The 22,963-nt window shown below is 38.0% G+C and carries 25 protein-coding genes, 1 pseudogene and 2 riboswitches; of the genes and pseudogenes, 3 read left to right on the top strand and 23 right to left on the bottom strand.

From position 1 onward, the window contains the following. Positions 1–140: 140 nt before the first annotated feature. The 19 genes and pseudogenes from CHI06_RS11910 to katA all read right to left on the bottom strand — a co-directional run bounded on the left by CHI06_RS11910 (position 141) and on the right by katA (position 17,397). A complete protein-coding gene (locus CHI06_RS11910) occupies positions 141–854 on the bottom strand; it encodes an ATP-binding protein (protein ID WP_095248774.1) in 714 nt (237 codons plus the stop codon). Beyond that, complete coding sequence (locus CHI06_RS11905) at positions 851–1,345, bottom strand: ECF transporter S component (protein WP_095248773.1); 495 nt, start codon at positions 1,343–1,345, stop codon at positions 851–853. Before CHI06_RS11905 ends, CHI06_RS11910 begins: the two co-directional genes overlap by 4 nt. Then, complete coding sequence (locus tag CHI06_RS11900; protein ID WP_095248772.1) at positions 1,335–1,919, bottom strand: cob(I)yrinic acid a,c-diamide adenosyltransferase; 585 nt, start codon at positions 1,917–1,919, stop codon at positions 1,335–1,337. Before CHI06_RS11900 ends, CHI06_RS11905 begins: the two co-directional genes overlap by 11 nt. Before the next feature lie 17 nt (positions 1,920–1,936). Then, entirely contained in the window at positions 1,937–2,365 is a 429-nt protein-coding gene (locus tag CHI06_RS11895; RefSeq protein ID WP_095248771.1) for a bifunctional adenosylcobinamide kinase/adenosylcobinamide-phosphate guanylyltransferase, read from the bottom strand. Next, complete coding sequence (locus tag CHI06_RS11890) at positions 2,317–2,916, bottom strand: histidine phosphatase family protein (RefSeq protein WP_257009256.1); 600 nt, start codon at positions 2,914–2,916, stop codon at positions 2,317–2,319. Before CHI06_RS11890 ends, CHI06_RS11895 begins: the two co-directional genes overlap by 49 nt. Further along, positions 2,886–3,677: an adenosylcobinamide-GDP ribazoletransferase gene (cobS, locus tag CHI06_RS11885; protein WP_095248769.1), complete on the bottom strand. Its 792-nt coding sequence runs from the start codon at positions 3,675–3,677 to the stop codon at positions 2,886–2,888. Before cobS ends, CHI06_RS11890 begins: the two co-directional genes overlap by 31 nt. After that, positions 3,674–5,179 (bottom strand): cobyric acid synthase, encoded by a 1,506-nt coding sequence (locus tag CHI06_RS11880; protein WP_095248768.1) that lies wholly within the window; start codon positions 5,177–5,179, stop codon positions 3,674–3,676. Before CHI06_RS11880 ends, cobS begins: the two co-directional genes overlap by 4 nt. Then, on the bottom strand, positions 5,176–5,748 hold the full coding sequence (locus CHI06_RS11875; protein WP_095248767.1) for a bifunctional adenosylcobinamide kinase/adenosylcobinamide-phosphate guanylyltransferase: 573 nt from the start codon (positions 5,746–5,748) through the stop codon (positions 5,176–5,178). Before CHI06_RS11875 ends, CHI06_RS11880 begins: the two co-directional genes overlap by 4 nt. Then, complete coding sequence (cobD, locus tag CHI06_RS11870) at positions 5,730–6,806, bottom strand: threonine-phosphate decarboxylase CobD (protein WP_095248766.1); 1,077 nt, start codon at positions 6,804–6,806, stop codon at positions 5,730–5,732. Before cobD ends, CHI06_RS11875 begins: the two co-directional genes overlap by 19 nt. Next, positions 6,763–7,746 (bottom strand): adenosylcobinamide-phosphate synthase CbiB, encoded by a 984-nt coding sequence (gene cbiB / locus CHI06_RS11865; RefSeq protein WP_095248765.1) that lies wholly within the window; start codon positions 7,744–7,746, stop codon positions 6,763–6,765. The genes cobD and cbiB overlap by 44 nt, the downstream gene beginning before the upstream one ends. Continuing rightward, positions 7,743–9,209 (bottom strand): adenosylcobinamide amidohydrolase, encoded by a 1,467-nt coding sequence (locus CHI06_RS11860; protein ID WP_095248764.1) that lies wholly within the window; start codon positions 9,207–9,209, stop codon positions 7,743–7,745. The genes cbiB and CHI06_RS11860 overlap by 4 nt, the downstream gene beginning before the upstream one ends. 3 nt (positions 9,210–9,212) lie before the next feature. After that, the gene (locus tag CHI06_RS11855; protein WP_095248763.1) at positions 9,213–10,274 is read right to left on the bottom strand and encodes a FecCD family ABC transporter permease; all 1,062 of its coding nucleotides are present in this window, start codon (positions 10,272–10,274) and stop codon (positions 9,213–9,215) included. Next, complete coding sequence (locus CHI06_RS11850) at positions 10,240–11,205, bottom strand: ABC transporter substrate-binding protein (RefSeq protein WP_095248762.1); 966 nt, start codon at positions 11,203–11,205, stop codon at positions 10,240–10,242. The genes CHI06_RS11855 and CHI06_RS11850 overlap by 35 nt, the downstream gene beginning before the upstream one ends. 162 nt (positions 11,206–11,367) lie before the next feature. Next, positions 11,368–11,562: riboswitch (cobalamin riboswitch) on the bottom strand. Positions 11,563–11,634: 72 nt separating this feature from the next. Then, a complete protein-coding gene (gene ribH, locus CHI06_RS11845) occupies positions 11,635–12,102 on the bottom strand; it encodes a 6,7-dimethyl-8-ribityllumazine synthase (RefSeq protein ID WP_095248761.1) in 468 nt (155 codons plus the stop codon). Positions 12,103–12,131: 29 nt separating this feature from the next. Beyond that, positions 12,132–13,259 carry a 3,4-dihydroxy-2-butanone-4-phosphate synthase gene (gene ribB / locus CHI06_RS11840; protein WP_095248760.1) on the bottom strand — a complete coding sequence of 376 codons (1,128 nt, stop codon included), beginning with the start codon at positions 13,257–13,259 and terminating at the stop codon, positions 12,132–12,134. A gap of 36 nt (positions 13,260–13,295) precedes the next feature. Continuing rightward, on the bottom strand, positions 13,296–13,955 hold the full coding sequence (gene ribE, locus CHI06_RS11835) for a riboflavin synthase (RefSeq protein WP_095248759.1): 660 nt from the start codon (positions 13,953–13,955) through the stop codon (positions 13,296–13,298). A gap of 176 nt (positions 13,956–14,131) precedes the next feature. Further along, a riboswitch (FMN riboswitch) is annotated at positions 14,132–14,276 on the bottom strand. Between the two features lie 91 nt (positions 14,277–14,367). After that, positions 14,368–14,838, bottom strand: coding sequence for a GyrI-like domain-containing protein (locus CHI06_RS11830; protein WP_179292606.1), 471 nt, complete (start codon positions 14,836–14,838; stop codon positions 14,368–14,370). 104 nt (positions 14,839–14,942) lie between these two features. Continuing rightward, positions 14,943–15,791: an oxidoreductase gene (locus CHI06_RS11825; RefSeq protein ID WP_095248757.1), complete on the bottom strand. Its 849-nt coding sequence runs from the start codon at positions 15,789–15,791 to the stop codon at positions 14,943–14,945. Between the two features lie 146 nt (positions 15,792–15,937). Continuing rightward, positions 15,938–17,397 (bottom strand): annotated as a pseudogene (gene katA / locus CHI06_RS11820) (catalase KatA). Between the two features lie 244 nt (positions 17,398–17,641). Here katA and CHI06_RS11815 point away from each other — a divergent pair. Both CHI06_RS11815 and CHI06_RS11810 read left to right on the top strand, forming a co-directional pair. Beyond that, a complete protein-coding gene (locus CHI06_RS11815; protein ID WP_095248756.1) occupies positions 17,642–17,845 on the top strand; it encodes a hypothetical protein in 204 nt (67 codons plus the stop codon). Beyond that, positions 17,845–18,051, top strand: a complete 207-nt coding sequence (locus tag CHI06_RS11810) for a YwbE family protein (RefSeq protein ID WP_095248755.1) — start codon at positions 17,845–17,847, stop codon at positions 18,049–18,051. The genes CHI06_RS11815 and CHI06_RS11810 overlap by 1 nt, the downstream gene beginning before the upstream one ends. Positions 18,052–18,300: 249 nt before the next feature. On the opposite strand, the gene CHI06_RS11805 is transcribed toward CHI06_RS11810, so the two are convergent. The 4 genes from CHI06_RS11805 to CHI06_RS11790 all read right to left on the bottom strand — a co-directional run bounded on the left by CHI06_RS11805 (position 18,301) and on the right by CHI06_RS11790 (position 21,719). Then, positions 18,301–18,501, bottom strand: a complete 201-nt coding sequence (locus tag CHI06_RS11805; RefSeq protein WP_095248754.1) for a cold-shock protein — start codon at positions 18,499–18,501, stop codon at positions 18,301–18,303. A 192-nt stretch (positions 18,502–18,693) separates the two neighbouring features. Beyond that, positions 18,694–19,443, bottom strand: a complete 750-nt coding sequence (locus CHI06_RS11800; RefSeq protein WP_095248753.1) for a Cof-type HAD-IIB family hydrolase — start codon at positions 19,441–19,443, stop codon at positions 18,694–18,696. 100 nt (positions 19,444–19,543) lie between these two features. Next, on the bottom strand, positions 19,544–21,259 hold the full coding sequence (locus CHI06_RS11795) for an ABC transporter ATP-binding protein (protein ID WP_095248752.1): 1,716 nt from the start codon (positions 21,257–21,259) through the stop codon (positions 19,544–19,546). A 154-nt stretch (positions 21,260–21,413) separates the two neighbouring features. Next, a complete protein-coding gene (locus CHI06_RS11790; RefSeq protein ID WP_095248751.1) occupies positions 21,414–21,719 on the bottom strand; it encodes a heme biosynthesis protein HemY in 306 nt (101 codons plus the stop codon). A gap of 309 nt (positions 21,720–22,028) precedes the next feature. Between CHI06_RS11790 and qoxA the strand changes: the two genes are divergently transcribed. Beyond that, positions 22,029–22,946 (top strand): cytochrome aa3 quinol oxidase subunit II, encoded by a 918-nt coding sequence (qoxA, locus tag CHI06_RS11785; protein ID WP_095248750.1) that lies wholly within the window; start codon positions 22,029–22,031, stop codon positions 22,944–22,946. The last annotated feature ends 17 nt before the right edge of the window (positions 22,947–22,963 follow it).

Raw genomic sequence — 22,963 nt, 5'->3', positions numbered from 1 at the left:
AATCAATCTTAAAAATGAAGCATTAAGACTTCTAACCGCAGGTACTGTGGGGATCGCCTAATCCATAACTGGTGGATACACTGGTGTTCTTAGGAATCCCCTTCTTCAAACAACCCGTAAGGGTGTTAAGGAGGGGTAGTTCAATTAACAGTTATGGAATGGTAAAACGCTGCTGCTATTTTTTTTATAGCCTCTTCTTGATTTTGTTCAAAGGCAATAATAAAGCAGGTTGCTGGTCCAGATGATTTTAATACATCAAGATCCGCTCCAAGCATTTCCTTTGTAAATTCGTTTGAAGGAAACATCTGATTGAACTCTGCTAAGATTCCTTTTGAACCGACGGGCCAAACCATAATATCTTGGAGGTTAGAGACTTTCCGGAAAGTCGATAAAGGTACAATCTCGTGTGCATGTTCAATCACTTCATTCCCAACAAGAGGCTTACCGATTACGGCAAATTTAAGATCATTTGAAAAAATCTTCTCTGTTATTTTATCAAAAGGCTTCTTACCTAGTACTACTAAACCAACCGCAGATTGTTTTAGTTGAAAATTACTCTCTGTACTGCCAGTGATAGGTATATTCCCTAGGTTCAATTCTGCCAATCCTTTTTGAACTCCATTTACGAGTTCACTCCATGAATCATCTCCACAAAAATTATGAAGAACCACTGAAAACGGCTCTCCTCCTGATGCGATGCATTCCATTGCTGCTACTCTAAATGAGTAATATGCAACCGTTTCGTATGAAACCTGTACATGATCCTCTGCTTTCATTCCAATGCTACCGCTATTATCACTTGCCATAATTATCGACTCTTTACTATTTAACGGAATGGTAATGGTATCCCTCATATTTTCACATCTTTTTCAATCAAATCTTGTTTAACTAAAGCTTTGAGTCGTGGAATTGCCACTAAAGCGATGACTGTATTGATGATTGATCCAATTAATAATGAAGGAACTAATGCAACATAAAATGCTTTATTCATGATAAATATAAACGGCAATGGTGCAGCAAATGCATTCATAAGGATAAATAGTATACTAGCAGTGCCTTTTTTATTCTTTTTATAAAGAACACCAAAAATAAAGACAAGAAGGGCCATTTCGATTGTAATCAATACATGCATCGGTCCTAATGGAAAACCTGCGATTAAGGCAGATAACAAATGCCCTAACGCACCAACAATGGCACCTGCTCCACCCCCTAACAAGGCAGCAGCCAGTAAAGCTGGAAATACATCAAAAGCTACACTGCCTACGATTGCCGGAATTTTAATTGCAGCCCCAACTGCAGATAAAGCTGAAAACAATGCCAGCAATATGAGCATTCTACTTTTCATCTTTACGTTTCCCATCCCTGAATACTTTTGCACTTCGAACATATTCTACGTCTTTTACGTTGAGTCGATAATTTACCACTCTTGCTAAGGCAAAGAAATAGTCTGAAAGACGATTTAAATATTTTAATGCTAATTCAGGTGTTTTCTCGTCGTTTTTCATTAAGGATACAACTAATCTCTCTGCTCTTCTTGTCACCGTTCTGGCAATATGAATTGAAGCCGACGGCTTTGTTCCACCAGGCAAAATAAATCTTTCGAGCTCCGGAGCTTCTTGAATGTATTCATCGATTTTCTGCTCTAAATAGTCAATGGTCTCTTTCTCCAGCTTAAACTCAACTTTATCGGAAATATTGGCAAGATCCCCGCCACAATCAAATAATTCATGCTGAATTTTCTCAAGATCTGCTAAGACATCCTTAAAAGTTACCTCATCTAGTTCAGTCATAACCTGCCCTACAAAACAATTTACTTCATCTACTGTTCCGTAAGCTTCCACTCGAATATCATCCTTGTCTACTCTTCCTCCAATAATACTAGTTTTTCCTTTATCGCCCGTTCTTGTATAAAGTTTCATTGCTTCTCATCCCCCGTTTATTTGATTGTTTGATTTAATCCATACCAAATGACATCCACTTTATCCGCCATTGCAGAAAAATCTTGGTAGACCCATCCTGTGACATCACGCCATAATCTATTTACTCCCTCTATCGGGACAATTCCTTTTGTGATATCCGTCCCAATTACCACTAGTTTTCGCTCGGGCTCTGCTTTTTCCCAGAAAAGCCAATTGGTTATGATTTGAATCCAAATTTCCCTGCTTCTGTATGAATCATATGTTTTGGTTAACTCTTTTATCCAAATTTCGATTCCTTCTAAAACTAGTAAATCACTATTAATATGGTTAAAGTCTTCTGTCAGAGGAGCGTCCTGATAGGCTGAGATCCAGGCTCCAGTTAATCCGTATGTTTTCTTCACCCATGCTCTTTTGCCGTTAAATGAACCTCCTGTAATAAAGTGCAACGAATACCCCTCCTTAATGCTTCTCTTTTAAAAACAAGTTCAAATCCATGGTGATGTGGTACCTGCCACGACCAAAAGTCACTAGGTTTAGGTGCAAATTCAGATAATAAATATCTAATAACCCCACCATGCGTAATAATGGCACATGTTCCAACTTTTCTAGAAATAATTTCTTCCGTCATCTTGTCCCATCCATTTTGAACCCTATGCGTGAATTCCTGAAATGATTCTCCCCCTGGCGGACAATAAGATACAGGATCCGAAAGCCATCGTTGATAATGAGGGAGTTTTTTTAAGTCTTGATAGGTGTTTCCTTCCCATAGACCAAAATTCATTTCTCGTAAATGTGGTAACAGATTCAAATTGTTATTTGGAAAAAGGAGACTTGCTGTCGTTATACATCTTTGCAAATCACTCGAAAAATAGAGATCGTACCTGCTGCTCGTGCTCAGATTCGCAGACTCTGTACATAAAGGAGAATCGTTCCATCCTAAATAGGCTTTCCGTTTATTCTCCTCTGTTAGGCCATGGCGAAATAATGCAATAACCACATTGTCATCCATAGAAATAATTCAGTCCCTTCAACGGCAGCACCTAAAACATCACCCGTAATTCCACCGAACCAGCTTACAGCTTTTCTACGACATAATAGTAAACTAGCACAGGCTATCACGGTCAATGCGAAAACAAGAAAGAATCCATGATCAACCAATGTCATGAGAGCAAGAAAGATAGTAATATAAATTGGATATATCCATAATACCTTTTTGGTTGCGGCTCTTTGGAATAAAGCACCTAATCCTTCATTTTTAGCAGACTTCACGGTCAACAGCAGGACACCCATGACACTTTTACTCAAAAACGGGATGGCAGCAATCATCATGTATGATACTATTTGAACATTTCCGGTAATCTCATAAATAAAGAGAAACCGACTGCTCAGCAATACAATAACCGAGATTACACCAAATGCACCAGTTCTTGGGTCCTTCATAATCTCGAGCCTTTTCGGCTGATCGCCGTATGAAAAATAAGCATCGCTTGCATCCATCCAGCCATCCAAGTGGATTCCTCCTGTTAAAAGAATCGTCATTAACCAAAGCAAGAACGCGATAGCAAGGTTGGAAAAAGGCGTATATTCTAGCAATAGAAAATATAGCGAAGCATATATGCCCCCTTGAAGCAGTCCTAATAAAGGGAATGCTTGAACGGCACTTTTTAGATGAGGCTTATCTATCGGTAATTCAAAACGTACTGGAATAGCAGTAAAAAATTGCAGGTCGATTAAGAAACCCTTTAGAAATTTTCTCATTTCGAAGACCACTTATTGATGATGTTAATTAGTTTCTCAAAATTTAAATGTGCTTTCATTTGGTCTGCAATTTCATCATATCTTTTATCTTTGTAATCACTTATATAAATGGTTTCTTTACAGTGCAAGCCTTTGCTTTTTCGAATCATGTTTAACCAATGATTTCTCCATTCGTCATTATGAAAAAGATGATGAAGATACGTGCCAATAATTTGTCCATTCTTGCCGTAAAAACCTTCTTCTTTTCCGTTATCAAGTGCCAAAAATGAACACCGCTGCTGATGTAAAACCGTTTTTCCTAAATGAATTTCAAACCCTTCTAGCTTTCCTTTTGGGATCAATCCTGTATTTTCGTGGTAAACTCCTGTAGCTCTTACCGTTTCTTTTTCATCATAAAAAATGGTTCTTCCTGGAATACATCCCAATCCTTTCACCATGCTGTTCCGTATTCCTGTATCCGAACCAGTTTCATCGATGATCTCTTCACCAAGAATTTGATATCCGCCACAAATACCTATAACATAACCGCCATTTTCTATATGTTTTTGAATCAAAATATCTAATTGTTTATCTATTAGAGTATTCAAATCATTGATTGTACTCTTTGTCCCTGGAATAATTACTGCGTCGGGATTTCCAAATTCAGAAGCATGATTGACCCAGCGAATCGACACATCCTCTTCATATACAAATGGTTCCAGATCACTATAGTTCGAAACAAACGGAAGATGGATTACAGCAACATCCAAATTCCCCTTTTTCCTGCTGGAAAATTGATTGTTTAATGACAAGGAATCTTCTCCATCGATCATATGATTCTCTACATATGGCAGAACACCTAAAACGGGAATACCGGTTTTCTTTTCCAACCAGTGAATGCCATCTTCAAATAAGCTGATATCTCCGCGGAATTTATTAATGATAACGCCAGCAACTCTCTGCCTTTCCTCTGGTTCCAGAAGCTCAAGAGTGCCAACAATACTCGCAAAAACTCCGCCTCTGTCAATATCCGCTACCAGTATTACAGGAACATCCGCCAGCTCGGCCACCTTCATATTTACAAGCTCTCGATCCTTGAGATTGATTTCAACCGGGCTTCCTGCTCCTTCTATTACCACTAGTTCGTATTCGCTCACTAGGTGTTCAAGAGACTTCTTAATTACAGCAAGACCCTTTTCGTAAAAATTATCCCGATACCCTCTTCCAGAAAGAGTTTTCAACGACTTACCTAAATACACAATCTCAGAATCCTGATTCGAGCGGGGCTTTAATAATATCGGATTCATCCATACTGTTGCCTCAATTTTCGCGGCTTCCGCCTGGATCCCTTGTGCCCTGCCAATCTCTTTTCCGTCTTTTGTCACATACGAGTTGTTGGACATATTTTGAGATTTGAAGGGAACTACTTTTACTCCATCATTGGCAAACATCCGGCAGAGCGCGGTCACAATGAGGCTTTTCCCAACATCGGATGCGGTTCCTTGAATCATAACTCCTTTCATATCCTAACTCCCTTCATGTTGATCGCTATTCCCGCTTCAACTAAAAATGCTTGATCAGCGGTCTTCACCAATTGCTGATGAATCTTCCCAAGAATTCGTCCATATGAAAATACCAGTTCATTTTCGACCATTGACTCATGGAAAACTTCATTACTAACAACAATTAAAACTTTTGCTCTGTCACGTATGTCATTTATCCCTGTTATGATCGTTTCCATTACCTTTGTCAAAAAAGACTCATCCCATTTGTGGTTTGCAAAAAACAGTTCATTATTTAAGAGGGTCGTAACACAATCAAGAAGAATAATATCTTCATCGTTAAATAATTGAGCAATCTCCCCGATATTTAGTGACTGTTCAATCGTTCTCCATCGGAACTTTCCTATCTCTCGGTCACTCTGGTGCTTTGCAATTCGTTCCTTCATTTCTTGGTCGGAAGCCACACCTGTTGCCAAATATTTTAATTGACCACCATTTTCCTTTGCGAGCTCTAGTGCTATTTTTTCTGCAAAGCTGCTTTTCCCGCTCCTAACCCCGCCAGAAATAAAGATTAATGAAGCTGCCGCCATTCCAGCAACACCTCCATTAATTTACTATTTTCTTCCTTACTTTTTATCGCAAAGCGAAGCCAATTTCCTTCCAACCCTGGAAAATTAAACGTATGGCGAGGAATAATCCCTTGGTGTAAAAGAAATTCAAATAAGCTAAACTGATCCTTGAGAAAGGGATCTCGTAACAAATAAAAATTAACTTGGGAAGGAGTAATCTCAAAATTATTCTTATTAAAAAAAGTAAATAACCGCTCCCGTTCTTCCCTTATATAACTTCGAGTCTTATTAATAAAATCTTTATTTTGCAGGCAAAGTTCTCCCGCCAATAAGGCAATGGTATTGATACTCCAATGTGGCTGCAATGTGCTAAGTTTAACAATAATATCTGGGGTTGCAGCCAAATATCCTAACCGGAGTCCAGGAATTGCAAACATTTTTGTCATTGAACGGATGATGATTAAATTCGAGAACCTATTTATGTAAGGGATAAAGGAGTGATAATCTATTAAAAAATCATAGAAAGCTTCATCTAAAATCACGAAGCATTTTTGTTTTTCACATTCCTCAATAATTGAAAGTACCCTTGATACAGAATATTGAATACCAGTTGGATTATTTGGATTACATAAGAATAAAGCATCTGCACTCGGTAAACTTGGGCGTAGCTCATCCATACTTAGCACAAAATTTGGCTCTTTTAATTGATGATACTGAATCTCACAATGATTAGCCCGACAAGCCTTTTCATATTCAGAAAAAGTTGGTTCCACCACTATTACCTTTTTTCCTTGAAGGAACCTTGCCACAAGGGTAATGAGTTCCGCTCCGCCATTTCCAATTAAGATGGTATCATCAGAAATTTGTTCACTTTCTACGATCCGGCTCTTAAGTTTTTCGGCAAATGGGTCAGGATACACGGTAATTTCCTGATAAAAATCATTCCATTTCTCTTTTAGCAGGGGAGGCGGGCCTATAGGATTAATATTTGCACTAAAATCTATATACTTTTCGGGGAGCGCAAGTCCCATTGACTTAAAAAGGTGCTGCGGATTTGATCCATGTGAAGGCCATTTCAAGAATCATCCCTCCTATCCATAAAAACAGCAAAAATAAAAAGACTGTTTTATCTAAGATTCTATTAGCTAATAAAATATGACCTGCTTGAATGGGGTGAAGAGGCTCCCCCATCTTTGCCCGATTTGAAAGTATTCCTTTGTAATAATTAATACCGCCAAGCTGAATCCCTAAAATGGCAGCCACCGCTGCTTCACCCCAGCCGCTGTTTGGACTCGGATGCTTCTTGGCATCTCTGAACAATATCATCCACGCCCGTCGATACTCCATTTTGTTAGGCTTTGTCCCGATTAGCATAAGGATTCCGGTAACTCTGCTTGGAATCCAATTCATTACATCATCCCATTTAGCAGAAGCCCAGCCGAAATCTTTATATCTATCATTCACATATCCTACCATCGAATCGCAGGTATTCGTTGCACGATAAACCATTGCCAGCGGCGCTCCCCCAATTAGGGCCCAAAACAACGGTGCTGTCACCCCGTCACTCGTATTTTCAGCCACCGTCTCGATTGCTCCGCGTGCAATTTCACCTTCATTTAATGTTTCTGTATCTCTTCCGACAATGTAAGATAGTTTTATTCTTGCCGCTGCTAAGTCCCCTTTTTCTAAGGGGCCATAGACATCAAGCGAAGCTTCTTTTAAACTTTTTTGGGCAATTGTTGTTGCAATAATAATACTTTCAACGATAATACCAGCAATTGGATGAATCCTATAACTAATTACTACAAATACCTTTACTATCAAGAATGCTATCAATAAAACAAAAAGGAGCATTGCGACCCCTTTTAATCTTTTACTTTTTCCATGATTTAAGCGTTTTTCGAAGAATGAAATCAACGATCCTATCCATCTAACAGGATGTGGCCAATGAGGGGGATCTCCTACTAGCTTATCAATGAAATATGCAATGGTTATGGCAATCAAATGATAGGCAATCATACGAATTTCCTTTTTTGAGATTTTCGAATACCCTCAGCCGTGCACTCGTATACGGCTTTTCCAATGAGTTTTCCTAAAGGAGTAATGGTACCCGCATATTCCAAAAGCTCGCCAGTCTGGGTAGCAGCAATTAAAATACTATCCGTCGAAGTACCAGTAGCAATGGTGCCTGTCACTCCATCGATAACGCTTAAATCATGTAGTGCTTTCGCCTTTGCTTCTGTAGCAGTCATAATAGATTGAATAAATGCTTCCTCCGTTAACTCACCATTAACGAAAATCCAGGTATTGATGGTGCCAGGCACCTGATCAAAGGTATGCTGTTCACTTTTGGAACAGTCTATGGCGTTACCAACACCCGCAGTTACGAGAACAAAGACAGAAAAACCAGTCCCTTCGATGTGCTTAAAGGAAACATCTTCAAGGATGACTGCTGTCATCATTCCTACTGTTTCAGAAGGTTCAAAGCCCTTTTCTTTTAAAAAGTCTGCCATTTCCTTGCGATGATCACTGCAGTTATAGTCCTTATCAACATGTCGATTAACAAATGTATGATGCCAGCCTGTTCCCGATCCAATAACCCCAGAAGACATCGTCCTTAAATGTGAAGGTGCTTTTAACTCGATAAACTCATTGGTCCTTCGCAGCATCCTTTCATCGATTTGTATTTTTTTCTTTTCCTGCTTCTCTTTGGGTAATAACACCATTTGAGGAGCTGCTACTCTTGGATGGGGATGCTTCTTAATTTCAGTATGATAGACGTCTCGTATTCTTTCTTCCCTTAGCACTTCATTCGGGATATGGTTGATATTAATACTTCCGTTTTCAAGCAGTAGCAATCGATCACAATATAAGCCTGCAAGATTTAAATCATGAAAGATTGAAAGGACTGTCAAACCCGTTTCTGTCGTCCAGTGTTTTAATAAATCCAGTAATTCCTTTTGATAAGATAAATCTAAGTGGTTCGTTGGTTCATCTAAAAGAAGAATTTCGGGTTCTTGAGCAAGAGCTTGCGCCAGAAATACCCTTTGTTTTTCACCACCGGATAACTCTTGAATACTTTTATTTTGGAAGGAAGCGATACCCGTCTGCTTCATTACACGCTGTACGATACTTTCATCCATTTCTCCCCAGGTCTGAAACCAGCCTGATTGATGGGCATAACGGCCAAGTGAAACGGTTTCTTTAACGGTATAGGAAAAGGATTGCTGTGAATGTTGTGATAAAACCGCTACGATTTGTGCAAGTTGTTTAGAATTATATTCCTGAAGCCTTTTCTCTTTAATAAAAATATCACCTCTAGCAATCGGCAGGATTCCACTAATCATTTTTAACAAGGTCGTCTTGCCGCTTCCATTAGGTCCCAATATCCCGAATAACTCACCTGTTTGAACTTCAAAGGAAATATCCTTGAGTACAGATTCATCTGAATAACCGCCTGAAACATCTTGAACCCTAAGCATCCTTTATCCACTTCTTTCCGTTCTTTTTCTCTGTAACAGAATTAACGCAAATACCGGGGCACCAAATAAAGCCGTTATGACTCCAATCGGCAGCTCAGTTGGGGAAATAATTGTTCTTGAGATTAAATCTGCTACAATTAAAAATCCACTTCCCGTAATGATTGATAGTGGAAGCAGGTGCCTATGATCGGGACCCCATAATAATCGAGAAAGATGTGGAATCACCAGCCCCACAAAACCAATCGTTCCTGAAACCGCAACTGCAGCTCCTGTCAAAATCGATCCTGCAGTCAGGATCATCAATTTTCTCTTTTGAACGTTTACCCCTAAATGGTGGGCTCGTTCTTCACCGAAGGACATGGCATTTAATTCTTTTGCATTAAAAATAAGTATGACTGATCCTAGTACAAAAAAAGGTGTAATAATTTTTATGTATTCCCAGCCTCTCATCGATACACTTCCCAAGAGCCAGCCAATAATTTGCCTAAGCTCATCACCAGTTAAGGCAATCATGAGTGAAATAATGGCACCGAGAAAGGAACTAAAGATGATTCCCGTTAAGATAATCGTTTCCACTCTCATCGAGCGTTCAATTTTTCGGGCGAAAGCCAGTACCAAAAAAATCGTAACCCATGAAAACAAAATGCTGAGTAATGGCAGCGTAAAGCTTCCGATTATAGGGATTGATAGGTTAAAAAACAAAGTGAGTACCGCCCCGACGGACGCACCTGATGATACGCCTAACGTATAGGGATCCGCTAATGGATTCCTTAATAGACCTTGAAAGGCTGCTCCTGCAATGGCGAGAGATGCTCCTACTAAACCAGCCAATATAACTCGTGGTAAACGAATGTTTAAAACGATACTAGAAAACATGGGGTCAATTTGATCTAGTGAAATAAAGCCAAATAGCTTAGACATTATGATTTGGATAATGGTAAAGATAGGAACCGAAACGGTTCCTATCGAAATACCTAATAAAATTGAAAGGAGCAGGAAGCTCCCTGCTATCAAATAGGCTAATACTTTATTATTTAAAAACTTCCGGATAGACAGCCTTTGCAAGTTCCTCTACTCCTTCAACAATCCTTGGACCTGAACGTGTTACAGTGTCAGAATCTACATCGATAACTTGCTTATTCTTAATCGCATTGACATTTTCCCAGCCTTGTCTACCTAACACTAATTCTGTAGCATTTTCAGTATAAAAACCATATGTAGTAATGATGACATCCGGGTTTCGATCAATGATTGATTCTTGATCCATTTTAACCCATCCTTCTTGATCGTTTGCAATATTTTCAGCATTAATCAAACTGATCATTTCATCCATAAATGTGTTTTTTCCGGTTGTAAACACTTCCGGAGCAGGGGACACTTCAACAAACACCTTTTTCTTTTCCTTTATTTCGCCCGCCTTGGCTTTTATTTCAGCTAATTTATCCTGCATACCTTTAACTAATTCTTCAGCGGCTTTTGTTTCACCAGTTGCTTTTCCAATCATGTTGATCGTATCATACACTTGTTCAAAATTAAGGGCATCATTAATGATTAAAACGGCAATTCCAGCATCTCTAAGCTGTTGGAGTCCTTCTTTCCCATTATTAGCAGTTGATTCATGTGCCAATACAAGATTGGGCTGTAAAGAAATAATTTTTTCGATGTTTAGTTCCATATCGCCGATTTTCTCTTTTGATGCTACTTCTTCAGGATAGTTATCATAATTAGATACTCCAACAACTTCGTCACCAAGTCCTAGTGCAAAAGCAATCTCTGTATTACTCGGAATCACAGAAACGATTTTTTCCGGTTTTTCCTCAATTGTAACCTCATTATCTAATGCATCTTTAATGGTTACTGGAAAGGCTGTTTCTTCTCCTTTTTGCTCAGTACTGCTGTTTCCTTCATCCTTTACAGGTTCTTTCTGTTCACCACATGCAGCTAAAGCACCTATTGTTAACAAAAGAATAAGTAATAATGATGATAATTTTTTCATTTTTCTTCCCCCTAAATGACTTTGAGTCAATATATAAATCATAAAATAACTGCCGCCAAATAATAAAAAACATCTCTACGATAACGTAGAGATGTTAGTTGATTAGATTCCATTATAATAAATGATTCTAGTCGTCCACACCTCCCTATCCTCGTAGGTTTTTTGGGGCACAAGAATTAGGCAGGTTTCCTGGCTCATGGTCATAGCTTCCTACGTCTTCCCATCAATTTGACAGTGACATATTGTAGATTGCTCCCATTTACAGTGGCGGGACCGCGTTGGCATTTAACCAAACTTCCCTTTTAAGCTAAAAATCTTTAAGAAAAAGATTTAAGCACCTATTCTTTAAATATTTTTATGATAGACCTATTATATCGAATAAAAATTCAAATGTATCATTTTTCACAAATTTCTTCAAAAAGGATCTTATTATTCCATATTTCGGATTAAATTAGCCATTTCAATGGCACCAGTCGCTACATCCCATCCTTTATTTCCAGCCTTTGTTCCTGCACGCTCAATTGCTTGTTCAATCGAATCTGTTGTTAAAACTCCAAAAATAACAGGGATGCCGCTATCGAGATTAATTTTTGAAACGCCCTTGGCTACTTCATTACATACATAGTCAAAATGTGGAGTGGAACCGCGAATAACGGTACCTAATGTAATAACAGCATCATACTTTTTACTTTTTGCCATTTTTTGAGCAATAAGCGGAATTTCAAATGCTCCTGGCACCCAAGCGATGTCTACATCTGATTCACTAACACCATGTCTTTTTAGTGCATCCTGTGCACCGCTCAGCAATTTGCTGGTAATAAATTCGTTAAAACGCCCCACAACAATTCCAATCTTTAAACCTGAGCCTACTAAATTACCTTCATAAAAATTACCCATGTTAATACCTCCATATATTTTTTAGTTTTTTATTTTACCTTTTCCTCGTGTAATTCCATTTGCAATGGAACGGTTTCAACGATTTCAAGATCATATCCCTTAATGCCTTTGATTTTTCGTGGGTTATTGGTTAACAACTTCATTTTTCTAATCCCTAAATCTTTTAAAATTTGGGCACCAATGCCAAATTCCCTTAGCTCATCTCCAACCCCATTCTTTTCATTTCCCTCGAAGGTGTTATGACTATCCTCCCGCAATTTATCAAGTAAACCACTGCCTCCCTGACGTATATATAGGAGCACACCATTTCCTTCCTGTTCAATTTGTGTTAATGCTGCATGTAACTGTGGTCTGCACTGACATTGGTAAGACCCAAAAACATCGCCTGTTAAACACTCTGAATGCACACGAACAAGGATAGGATTCTCAGAATTTATTTCACCTTTTATTAATGCTAAATGTTCTTTTCCATCAATAACGTTTGAATACCCTGCGGCCTTAAAATCACCAAATTCCGTTGGTAAATTTATTTCCACTTCTCGTTTAACTAGCTTGTCTTTTTTATTGCGGTATTCAATTAAATCTTTAATGGTGATCATCTTCACATTAAGCTCATCGGCAATTTTCCGCAACTCCGGTACACGTGCCATTGTGCCATCTTCATTCATGATTTCACAAATGACTCCTGCAGGCATAGACCCGCATAATCTTGCCAAATCTACTGCCGCCTCAGTGTGACCTGTTCTCCTCAAAACTCCGCCTTTTTTGGCCACTAAAGGAAAAATATGACCTGGCCGCTTGAAATCAGAAGGCTTTGATTCCGGGTCAAGCATGCTTAATACTGTTGCGGAGCGCTCAAAGGCAGAAATTCCTGTGGTTGAATATTTATGGTCAATACTGACGGTAAAGGCCGTACCATGTACGTCTGTATTTACTGCGACCATTGGAAAAAGCTCTAATTTCTGTGCTAACTCTTCATCAATCGGAACGCAGATTAATCCTCTTCCATGCGTAGCCATTAGATTGATTACCTCAGGTGTAGCTTTTTCAGCCAAGGAGATAAAATCACCTTCATTTTCTCGATCCTCGTCATCACATACAATGATGACTTTGCCTTCTTTTAAATCATTCAATGCTTCTTCCATATTATCAAACAATGCTAATCTCCCCTTTCTAAAACGATTTTTATGTAACTATAGAAAACCATTCTCTTCTAAAAAACTCGCGCTAATACCGGATGGACTCTTATTTTTACTATTATTTTGACTGCTCGTTAAAAAATGTCCAACATACTTTCCAATCATATCGCATTCTAAATTGACAATATCACCTGATTCCTTAAGACCAATAATACTCTCAGATAATGTATGGGGGATGAGTGATAAAGTAAATGTTTCATTTGTAACTCCAAATACAGTCAAGCTTGTCCCGTCAACGGCAATTGAACCTCTTTCGATTACATACCTTAATATTTCAGGAGAGGCTTCAATTTCGTAATAAATTGCATTTTCAACTTGTTTTTTACTTTTAATTACGCCAGTTCCATCAATATGACCTGAAACAAAATGACCTCCAAACCTGCCTCCTGCTGCCATCGCTCTTTCGAGATTCACTTTGGCCCCACGTTTCAGGGATTGTAAACTGGATGCTTTCACGGTCTCAGGCATAACATCTACTGTAAACTGATTGCCAGAAAAGCTGGTGACAGTCAGGCAAACTCCGTTTACCGAGATACTGTCTCCAAGATGAACATCCTTAAGAATTTTTTTTGCATCAATTGTTAGAACAAATGATTCACCGCTTCGCTGGATATTGACTACTACTCCTAATTCTTCAATAATACCGGTAAACATAGCTTTGACCTCCTTACCTATTTTTTGCAAATCCTTGAAAAAATACTTCTTTCCTAACACTCATAAAAGAATAAAAAAGGACCCTGAAGAGATAAAACACTTCAGGGTCCTTGGAAAAGGCAATAAGAAAATAGAGCTTAAAAAAGGGTAAACTACTCCCTTGGCTAAACCGGATTTTTTCCCTTCTCCCATCCAGACTTTAACTGTCGGCTCTGGATTTGCACCAGATCCACCGCTTAACAATTGTTAACCGGGTCACGGACTAAGAAGCTATGCTTCATCACCGCCGGTTAGGATTTGCACCTGACCCCGAAGGAATATTCAATATGATTACTATTAGTATACATAATAATAATGAGAAATGCTAAAAAAAAGAAAGAGAAGACAAAATCTTCTCCCAAAAATTCAGTCTTTAATAGGTATCCTTATAGCTTTTCACAGGCAGATAAAGTTCAAAATGCATGCTGCCTTCACTATCAAATTCATTTTCTTTAAGTACTTTTAAGCTCAAGGCATGATTGTCTAACTCATACCCATACTCTTGCATCCAAACTAACATTTGCCTGTATGTATTTTCTAATTCTTCAAGACTTCCTTTATAGGAAGAATAAACATAATTCTTACGGGGAATGGTAAATCCGACCATACCATCAGGGACATTTTCTACCTTTTCGACTGGTGTCGTTACATAATAGGTGAATTCTGTTTCTCTGCTATGAAAGGGCGCGATTAAGATTGCATCATTTGTTTGATTAGGTACCTCCTCTAACCTTTCTTTCATTTCATTAAATAAATCTGGTATGTTGTACATTTGAGAATAAGTGCCACTCCGTGAAATTCCAATTACCTTTATTTCTTCTTTTTCAAGTACTTGAATTTCCAATCCTATCACTCCTCTTTTTGTTGCTTATATATCTACTATTCTCACTTTACTCCTAAAATTCCTTCCTAAAAACGACAACATCGAATAATAAGAACTAAGCTGCTCTATTTTATAAACAATTTACTTAGGATTATTTTTTCCCAAAGTCCCCATGGTAAAAAATTTTTCAATAAGATTGTAGCTTTAACTCCACGGCCAATTGGGTACCTAAAATCAGGGTTTCCCATTGTTGCAATCTTAGCTATTTTTCTTGCCACATCCTCGGGGTCGCCAAAACTGTTTTCCCCTTCTGCAATATATTTTTCAATGCTTTGCATATAATCCTGATATGGAGAGTGAGATTTTAATGATTCTTCTGCAACCTGTTTACCTGTTGACCAGATATTGGTTTTGTAGGAACCAGGTTCAATCAATACCACCTTCACACCAAATGTCTGCATTTCTAAGCGGAGACTCTCACTCCAGCCCTCGATGGCATGCTTTGAGGCAGCATAGGGTGAAAGACCAGGAAAAGCTACTTTCCCGCTAATACTGCTAATATTGATAATACACCCCTGTTTTTGCATCCTCATTAAAGGCAAAATGGCCTTGGTAACGGCGAAAACTCCGAATACATTCGTTTCAAATTGTTGTCGATATTCATCCATCGATACTTCTTCCACAAACCCAGCGCCTGCATATCCAGCATTATTAATCAATACGTCTACTCTTCTAAACTCCTCATTTATCCATGTTTGAAAGGCCTTGATTGACCCTTCATTAGTAACATCCAATTCATGAACGATGATTTTGGATTCAACTCCATACTTCCTTGCTCGCTGCAAAAGCTCACTGCTTTTATTGCAGTTTCTCATGGCAGCAATAACAGTAAATCCCTTTCGTGCTAACTCTACAGAAGTACTTAATCCAAATCCGCTTGAGGTACCGGTTACAATAGCTGTTTTGTTATTCATTTAAGTCTATCTCCCTTTTCTCTTATGCACTACTTTAATATGAGGGTGTTAAAAAAGGTGTCGAAATTTAGCGATATTTTATTAATTAATCTAAAAATAACAAAAGGACTGTCCAAAATGAACAGCCTTTTTGTTATTTCGATATTTTATTTTACTTCCTGAGGAATGGCCAAGCCTATTCCTTTGGCTACTCGCTCTCCATACTCTGCATCTGCTTTATAGAAATGTTGAATCTGACGAAGTTTAATATCATCTCTCTCAACAGGCTTCATTGCTCCTACCACCGTTTCAATTAAACGAGCCCGCTCGTTCTCAGACATTAACCGGTAAAGGTCGCCAGCTTGTGTATAGTGATCGCTGTGGTCATAGGCAACACTTTCAGCAACACCAGAAACAGGGAATGCAGTTGTTTTCGTTTGAGGTGCTTCTGTTGGACCGCCAAAGCTGTTAGGTTCATAGTATACTGAACCGCCCCCATTATGGTCAGTTCGCATTTGACCATCACGTTGATAGTTGTTTACTACTACCTTTGGAGTGTTAATAGGCAGTAGATTGTGATTTGCACCCACACGATAGCGATGTGCATCCGAATAAGCAAATAAACGCCCCTGAAGCATCTTATCTGGAGAAGGCTCAATACCAGGAACCAGCGTTCCAGGTGAGAAGGTTGCCTGCTCTACTTCTGTAAAATAGTTTTCCGGATTACGATTTAACAGCATTTGACCTACTTCAATTAATGGGTAATCCTTATGTGACCAAATTTTGGTTACATCAAATGGATCGAAGCGATAAGTATTCGCGTCTTCTAAAGGCATAATTTGTACATATAGCCTCCATTTAGGGAAGTCGACTTTTTCAATCGCATTAAATAAATCTTCTGTATGATAATCTGGATTTTCACCAGCAAGCTTAGCAGCTACATCGTTTGACATATTTTTAACGCCTTGCTCTGTTTTAAAGTGGTATTTCACCAAACAGCTTCACCTTCTGCATTTACCCATTTAAAGGTATGACTTCCATAACCAATCATATGACGAAGGGTTGCTGGTATACCACGGTCTCCCATTAAGTACGTTACTTGGTGTAATGATTCTGGTGATAATGACCAAAAATCCCAAACCGCATTTGGATTCTTCAAATGTGTACGCGGGTCTCTTTTTTGTGTATGGATGAAGTCAGGAAATTTAATAGCATCTCTGATAAAGAAAATCGGAGTATTGTTTCCTACTAAATCGTAATTACCTTCCTCGGTATACAACTTTACAGCAAAGCCTCGTGGATCACGTACAGTATCAGCTGAACCTAATTCTCCAGCTACAGTTGAGAATCGAATGAACATAGGTGTTCGCTTATTAACCCCATTAAATAGTTTTGCTTTTGTGTATTTTGACATATCATTGGTGACTTCAAAATATCCATGGGCTCCAGCACCTTTCGCATGAACAACCCTTTCAGGTACACGCTCACGGTTAAAATGTGCCAGTTTTTCAAGTAAATGCACATCCTGGATTAATATTGGTCCGCGAGAACCCGCAGTCATCGAATTTTGATTATCTCCAACTGGTGCTCCGTAACTTGTTGTTAAATGTATTTTATCGGTACTCATTTAATCACCACGTAAACTATTTAATTACCAACTACATTATAATTAAAATTTTATAAAAATTAATACTAAATTATAATAATTATAAAATAGCTTTTATTTAATCAACAAACTTACGAAACAATATAAAGAAAAGAATATTCTGTGTATTAAACCAGAGTTTCTTTCTCTCATTAAATTGTTAATTTAAGAAAAAATAGCTTATACTGTAAGTATCTAGTTCATATTTTTTCAGGAGGATTTTCTAATGTCAGAAAACAATCAAACAAATCAAAATGAAGAACCAAAAAAGAAAATGAGTTTGCAGGAAGCTATGAAGCAGCAGTTAGCCAATAAGAAGAACAAAGCTGCAGCAGCGAATAACAGCCAAGGCGGTCTTCAAAATAGCCAGAAAATGAAAAGTCAACAAACGAAAAAAGTAAGTAATACTCGTAGAAAAATGGGTGTTTAATGAACGGACAAAATAGAAAAGACATCACTGCCGGTATCGAGGTAAATATTGTACTTAAGGCTGATCAAAGAACCGGTAAACTTACGAGGGGTGTAGTGAAGGATATTTTAACAAATTCCAGCACTCATCCCCATGGGATAAAAGTTAGGTTAACGGATGGACAGGTTGGCAGAGTGCAGGAAATATTGAATTCAAAGTCTACCTAATAGGTAAAATGAACTACCCTTATGTATGAATTTTCTAAATTAACCCCATACTATAAATAACCATTTTACTTATCACATATTGAACCTCTACTTATTGTAGAGGTTTTTTTATTATAAAGGACTCTCTTCTATGTGTGACCTCTCTCTCTCTTCTTTTTGCCGTTCTCTGGCTCTCATTACATAATAAAAAATCAGCACAATAAAAAAACAGACTCACAATTGGAGTCTGTTTTTGAGTTTGAAGGTTAATTATGCTTTACGAACGTTAACCGCTTGTGGACCACGTTGTCCATTTTCGATTTCAAACGTTACTTCTTGACCTTCATCTAACGTTTTGTAGCCTTCGCCTTGAATTGCAGAGAAATGAACGAATACGTCGTCTCCTCCGTCACGCTCAATAAATCCAAAGCCTTTTTCACCGTTAAACCATTTTACTTTACCATTTTCCATCTTTGTAGCTCCTCCTAGCATGTAACAATTACATGAAATTGCAATATAGTCTTGCCAGATTATTATAACCAAGAGGAATTGTTTTTAAACAATCTCTCTTGGTTATAAGTATTTCTCAAAAGAGTCAATTTTAATTCATGAAAATAAAAATTTCTATTCAGTATAATGTTTATGTGTCCGTAAAGGATAGTACTAAAGCACCCATTTACGGATTGCCACAGCGACACCATCTTCATTATTGGTTGTGGTGACCCAAGATGCTGCTTGTTTTACCATTTCCTGAGCATTTCCCATTGCAATACCTAAGCCAGCCTCTTCAATCATTGCTAAATCATTTAGACTGTCACCTACGGCCATAACATTCTTCATATGTATTCCAAGGCGATCACAGACTAAAGCCAGTCCTTTTGCCTTATTAATCCCAACTGGGTTTACTTCAATATTTGTTGGAGTCGAGTTACTTAATTCAAACTCTCCTCTTGCTTCTAGCTCCTTAAGAATTTTATCCCTTGTTGGTTCATCTTTTATGTTAAAACCAAATTTCAACCATTCCTCAGCATGAATATCTTCCGGCATTTCATCAAACCAGTTTCGATTTGTGTTTATCGCCCAAAATCTTATCTTATGCTTATCAGTAAGCTCTAGCATCCATTGAATAGACTCTGTTTTCAAAAGATTTCTCTCCACTAAACCTCTTTTATCATCCCAAATTTCACTTCCGTTTACGGTTACTAAATAAGAGGTCAACGCAAGTGAATCCGCATGTTTTTCGCATTTTCTTAGAGATCGGCCAGTACTGAGGACTACATGAATACCTTTTTCCTGTACTACCGAAATCGCCTGTCGGTTTGCCTCTGAAATTTCGTGTTCATCATTAAGCAGTGTACCATCCATATCGAGTGCAATTAATTTTATCTCATTATCACTTTTATAATTTTCCATTAGTAATCACTCCTTTAAAACCATTACCTTAATAGACTATCCATTTTCTCACAAAATAGGAAAAATCCCCACGTACTTCGTAGAGATTTTCCAAAAAAAGTTATTGCTGGTATTGGACACGATGAAGATTTGCAAAAATACCACCTTGTTCAATTAACTCATCATGACCGCCTTCCTCGGCAATTCCTTCTTCCGTCACGACAATAATTCGGTCAGCATTCCGAATGGTTGCAAGTCTATGAGCAATAATCAGTGTTGTTCGGTTTTTTGCAAGTTCGTTTAAAGCTTCTTGGATGACCATTTCTGTTTCAGTATCGAGTGCAGATGTAGCCTCATCTAAAATTAATATAGGTGGATTTTTCAAAAACATCCTTGCAATCGCTAATCTTTGCTTTTGACCGCCGGATAGCTTTAATCCCCTTTCACCAATTTCTGTTTCATAACCATCAGGCAGTGATTGAATAAATTTCTCAAGATGCGCACGTTTTGCAGCCTCTATTATTTCCTTATCTGTAGCATTCCGCTTTCCATAGGCGATATTTTCTCGAATAGTTCCCGTAAACAGAAAGACATCTTGTTGAACAATTCCGATTTGAGAGCGGAGTGATTTTTTTGTTGTATTACGGATATCGAATCCATCAATCATAATACTGCCATTGCTCACATCATAAAACCTAGGGATCAAAGAACAAATCGTGGTTTTACCTGCTCCTGATGGACCAACAAACGCAATCGTCTCACCTGCATGGATGTTTAGGTTAATACCTTCAAGTACTGATTTTTGCTGATCATAACTAAAGGAAACATCTTTAAAGACAATATGACCATTAAGTGAAGCTATTTCAATGGCACTATCCGTATCTTTTACCTCTGGCTCGGAGTCGATAATTTCCATAAAACGTTTAAATCCAGCCATTCCTTTAGGATACAATTCCATAATCGCACTAATTTTATCAATTGGTTTAAAGAGAACATTTACATAGAGGACAAATCCGACGAGCTCCCCATATGAAAGCTGCCCTGTAAAGCTTAGCCATGCTCCATAAACAAGTACAATAATGGTAATTAACCTTGTCATCATATAAATACCAGATAAACTGAAAGACATCACGCGATATCCAACTAGTTTTGCATTTCGGTATTTATGATTATTTTTTCGAAATCTTGCAATCTCAAAATCTTCATTTGTAAATGATTGAACCACACGGCTTCCTGATACACTATCTTCCACTCGCGCATTTACATCTGCAATGCTAGTGTACATATGGCTCCAAGCTTTATTCATCTTTAAATTACAAACTACCACTAATAATGCTAAAAAAGGGAGAATCAAAACTGCAACAAGTGCTAGTTTCACATTTATCGTCAACATAATCCAGAATGCACCGATAAACGTCATCCCGGCAATGAAAACATCTTCAGGTCCATGGTGTGCAAGTTCACCGAGGTCAAAAAGGTCATTGGTAATCCTACTCATAATATGTCCTGTCTTTGTATTGTCAAAAAAGCGGAAAGACTGTTTTTGGACGTGCTCAAAGAGTTCTTGCCTCATATCGGTTTCAATATTAATCCCAAGCTTATGACCCCAATAATTCACAACAAACTGCAAGAAGGTACTAAGTACGTAAACAGTCAAAAGCGCAATACTAACTGTCACAATGGTTTGCCAATCTCCCCCCGGCAGCAATTCATCAATAAACCATGATACTGCTAGCGGAAAGGCTAATTCTAAAACCGCAACAACAACCGCGCTGCTAAAATCAAGAATAAAAAGCTTTTTATGCGGTTTGTAATAGGAAAAGAAACGTCGAATCATCGCAGATCTCCTTTTTAGTTAGGCTGTGTTCAAGGTGCCCAATTTAAACACAGCCTTTAGTAAGTAATTGGATTATATGAAAATATTTTGAAAATTACAATCAAAAATTCCACCTGGAATAACGTCAGGTGGAATTCATTTATTGTTTCTATATTTAATGATGGTGATGATGATCGCCTTTTGATGGATTGGTAATCAGCCATTCCTCTTTTGGAACATGGAACATTTGAATCCAAACTCCATCTAGATATTCATCTCGAGTATCGAGGATTAAATCAACGTCCTTATCTGTTTTAACCACTTCATCATGCTCTGTTGGGGTATCAAGCATTAAATCATAATGGGCATGGTCACCATGCATATTGGTTACATACACACGGAACAATTTCCCTTCTGCTTCTGGCCCTTCCAACATTTTCTTCAATGCTTTCGCTGCATGGCGATTGATTTTGACTTTCATAAGTGTCTCTCCTATTCCTATGTATTCATATACATTATCCCATTAATATGCAAAAATAGACAATTATTTTATTAGTTTAACTTCTAAGCCATTTTTTATTGGAATTAAAAACCTTAACAAATTTGTCACAAATTCTTCAAAAAACGTATATAAACATCACACCAATGTTGTTAATATTGTGGTACGGGATAATGACACTAATTACATATTCATTATTAGGTAGTAATTATTTTAGATAAACCTCCAACTTAGTTTGTGAATGAATTCACGAATAACCACAATGATTATCAATGAGAGGAGTTAATAAAAATGCACAAAAAAGGTATTAAATCGGCTTTATTTTCAGTGTTTTTTACAATTATCACCGTATTATCTGGATGTGAGCCATTACTAGTCCTGGATCCTAAAGGACCTCAAGCAGAAAGGCAAGCAAGCGACATCCTATTATCAATAGGACTCATGTCTGTGATTGTCTTTGTCGTTTTTGCATTATTAGTCTACATGCTAGTAAAATATCGAGCTTCTAAACAAAGAGCAGATTATGAACCACCCCATATTGAAGGAAACCTTTGGGTTGAGGTCATTATGGTAGGTATTCCAGTATTAATTGTTGCTTTTCTATCTTATATATCCGTTCAAAGTAACTACATTGTTGAGGCAAAACCGAAAGGATATGAAGATACAAAGCCATTAGTGGTTTATGCTTCATCCTCTAACTGGAAATGGCACTTTAGTTATCCAGAAGAAGGAATTGAAACAGTAAATTACTTATATATACCAAAGGACCGAGCACTTGAATTTAAACTTTATTCTCACGGTCCGATTACAAGTTTTTGGATTCCACAGTTAGGCGGACAAAAGTACGCAATGGCTGACATGGTTACCACCTTACACTTAGCTGCAGATGTCCCTGGTGAATTCATGGGACGAAACGCTAACTTCTCGGGTAAAGGATTTGCTGAAAACACCTTCAATGTGACAGCCATGTCTCAAGATGAATTTGACGATTGGGTAAAAGAAGTTAAAGAAACTGCAAAACCTATTACGGAGAAAAAATTCGAGGAATTATTAGAACCTGGTCATCTTGGGCAGCAAACATACACTGGAACTCACCTAGAATTTTCGCCGCCGCCAACAGGTCATAAACATTCCGAAGAATCAACAGAAACACCTGAAACTGAAGCTCACACAGATTCCCATGATGGCCATGAAAGTGCGGGTCATTAATATAAAAAGTAATCTTC

The organism is Bacillus sp. 7884-1 (genome assembly GCF_002272245.1).
GTDB lineage: Bacteria > Bacillota > Bacilli > Bacillales > Cytobacillaceae > Neobacillus.
The sequence above is the reverse complement of the archived record's forward strand: the minus strand, read 5'-3'. Positions and strand labels throughout refer to the sequence as shown.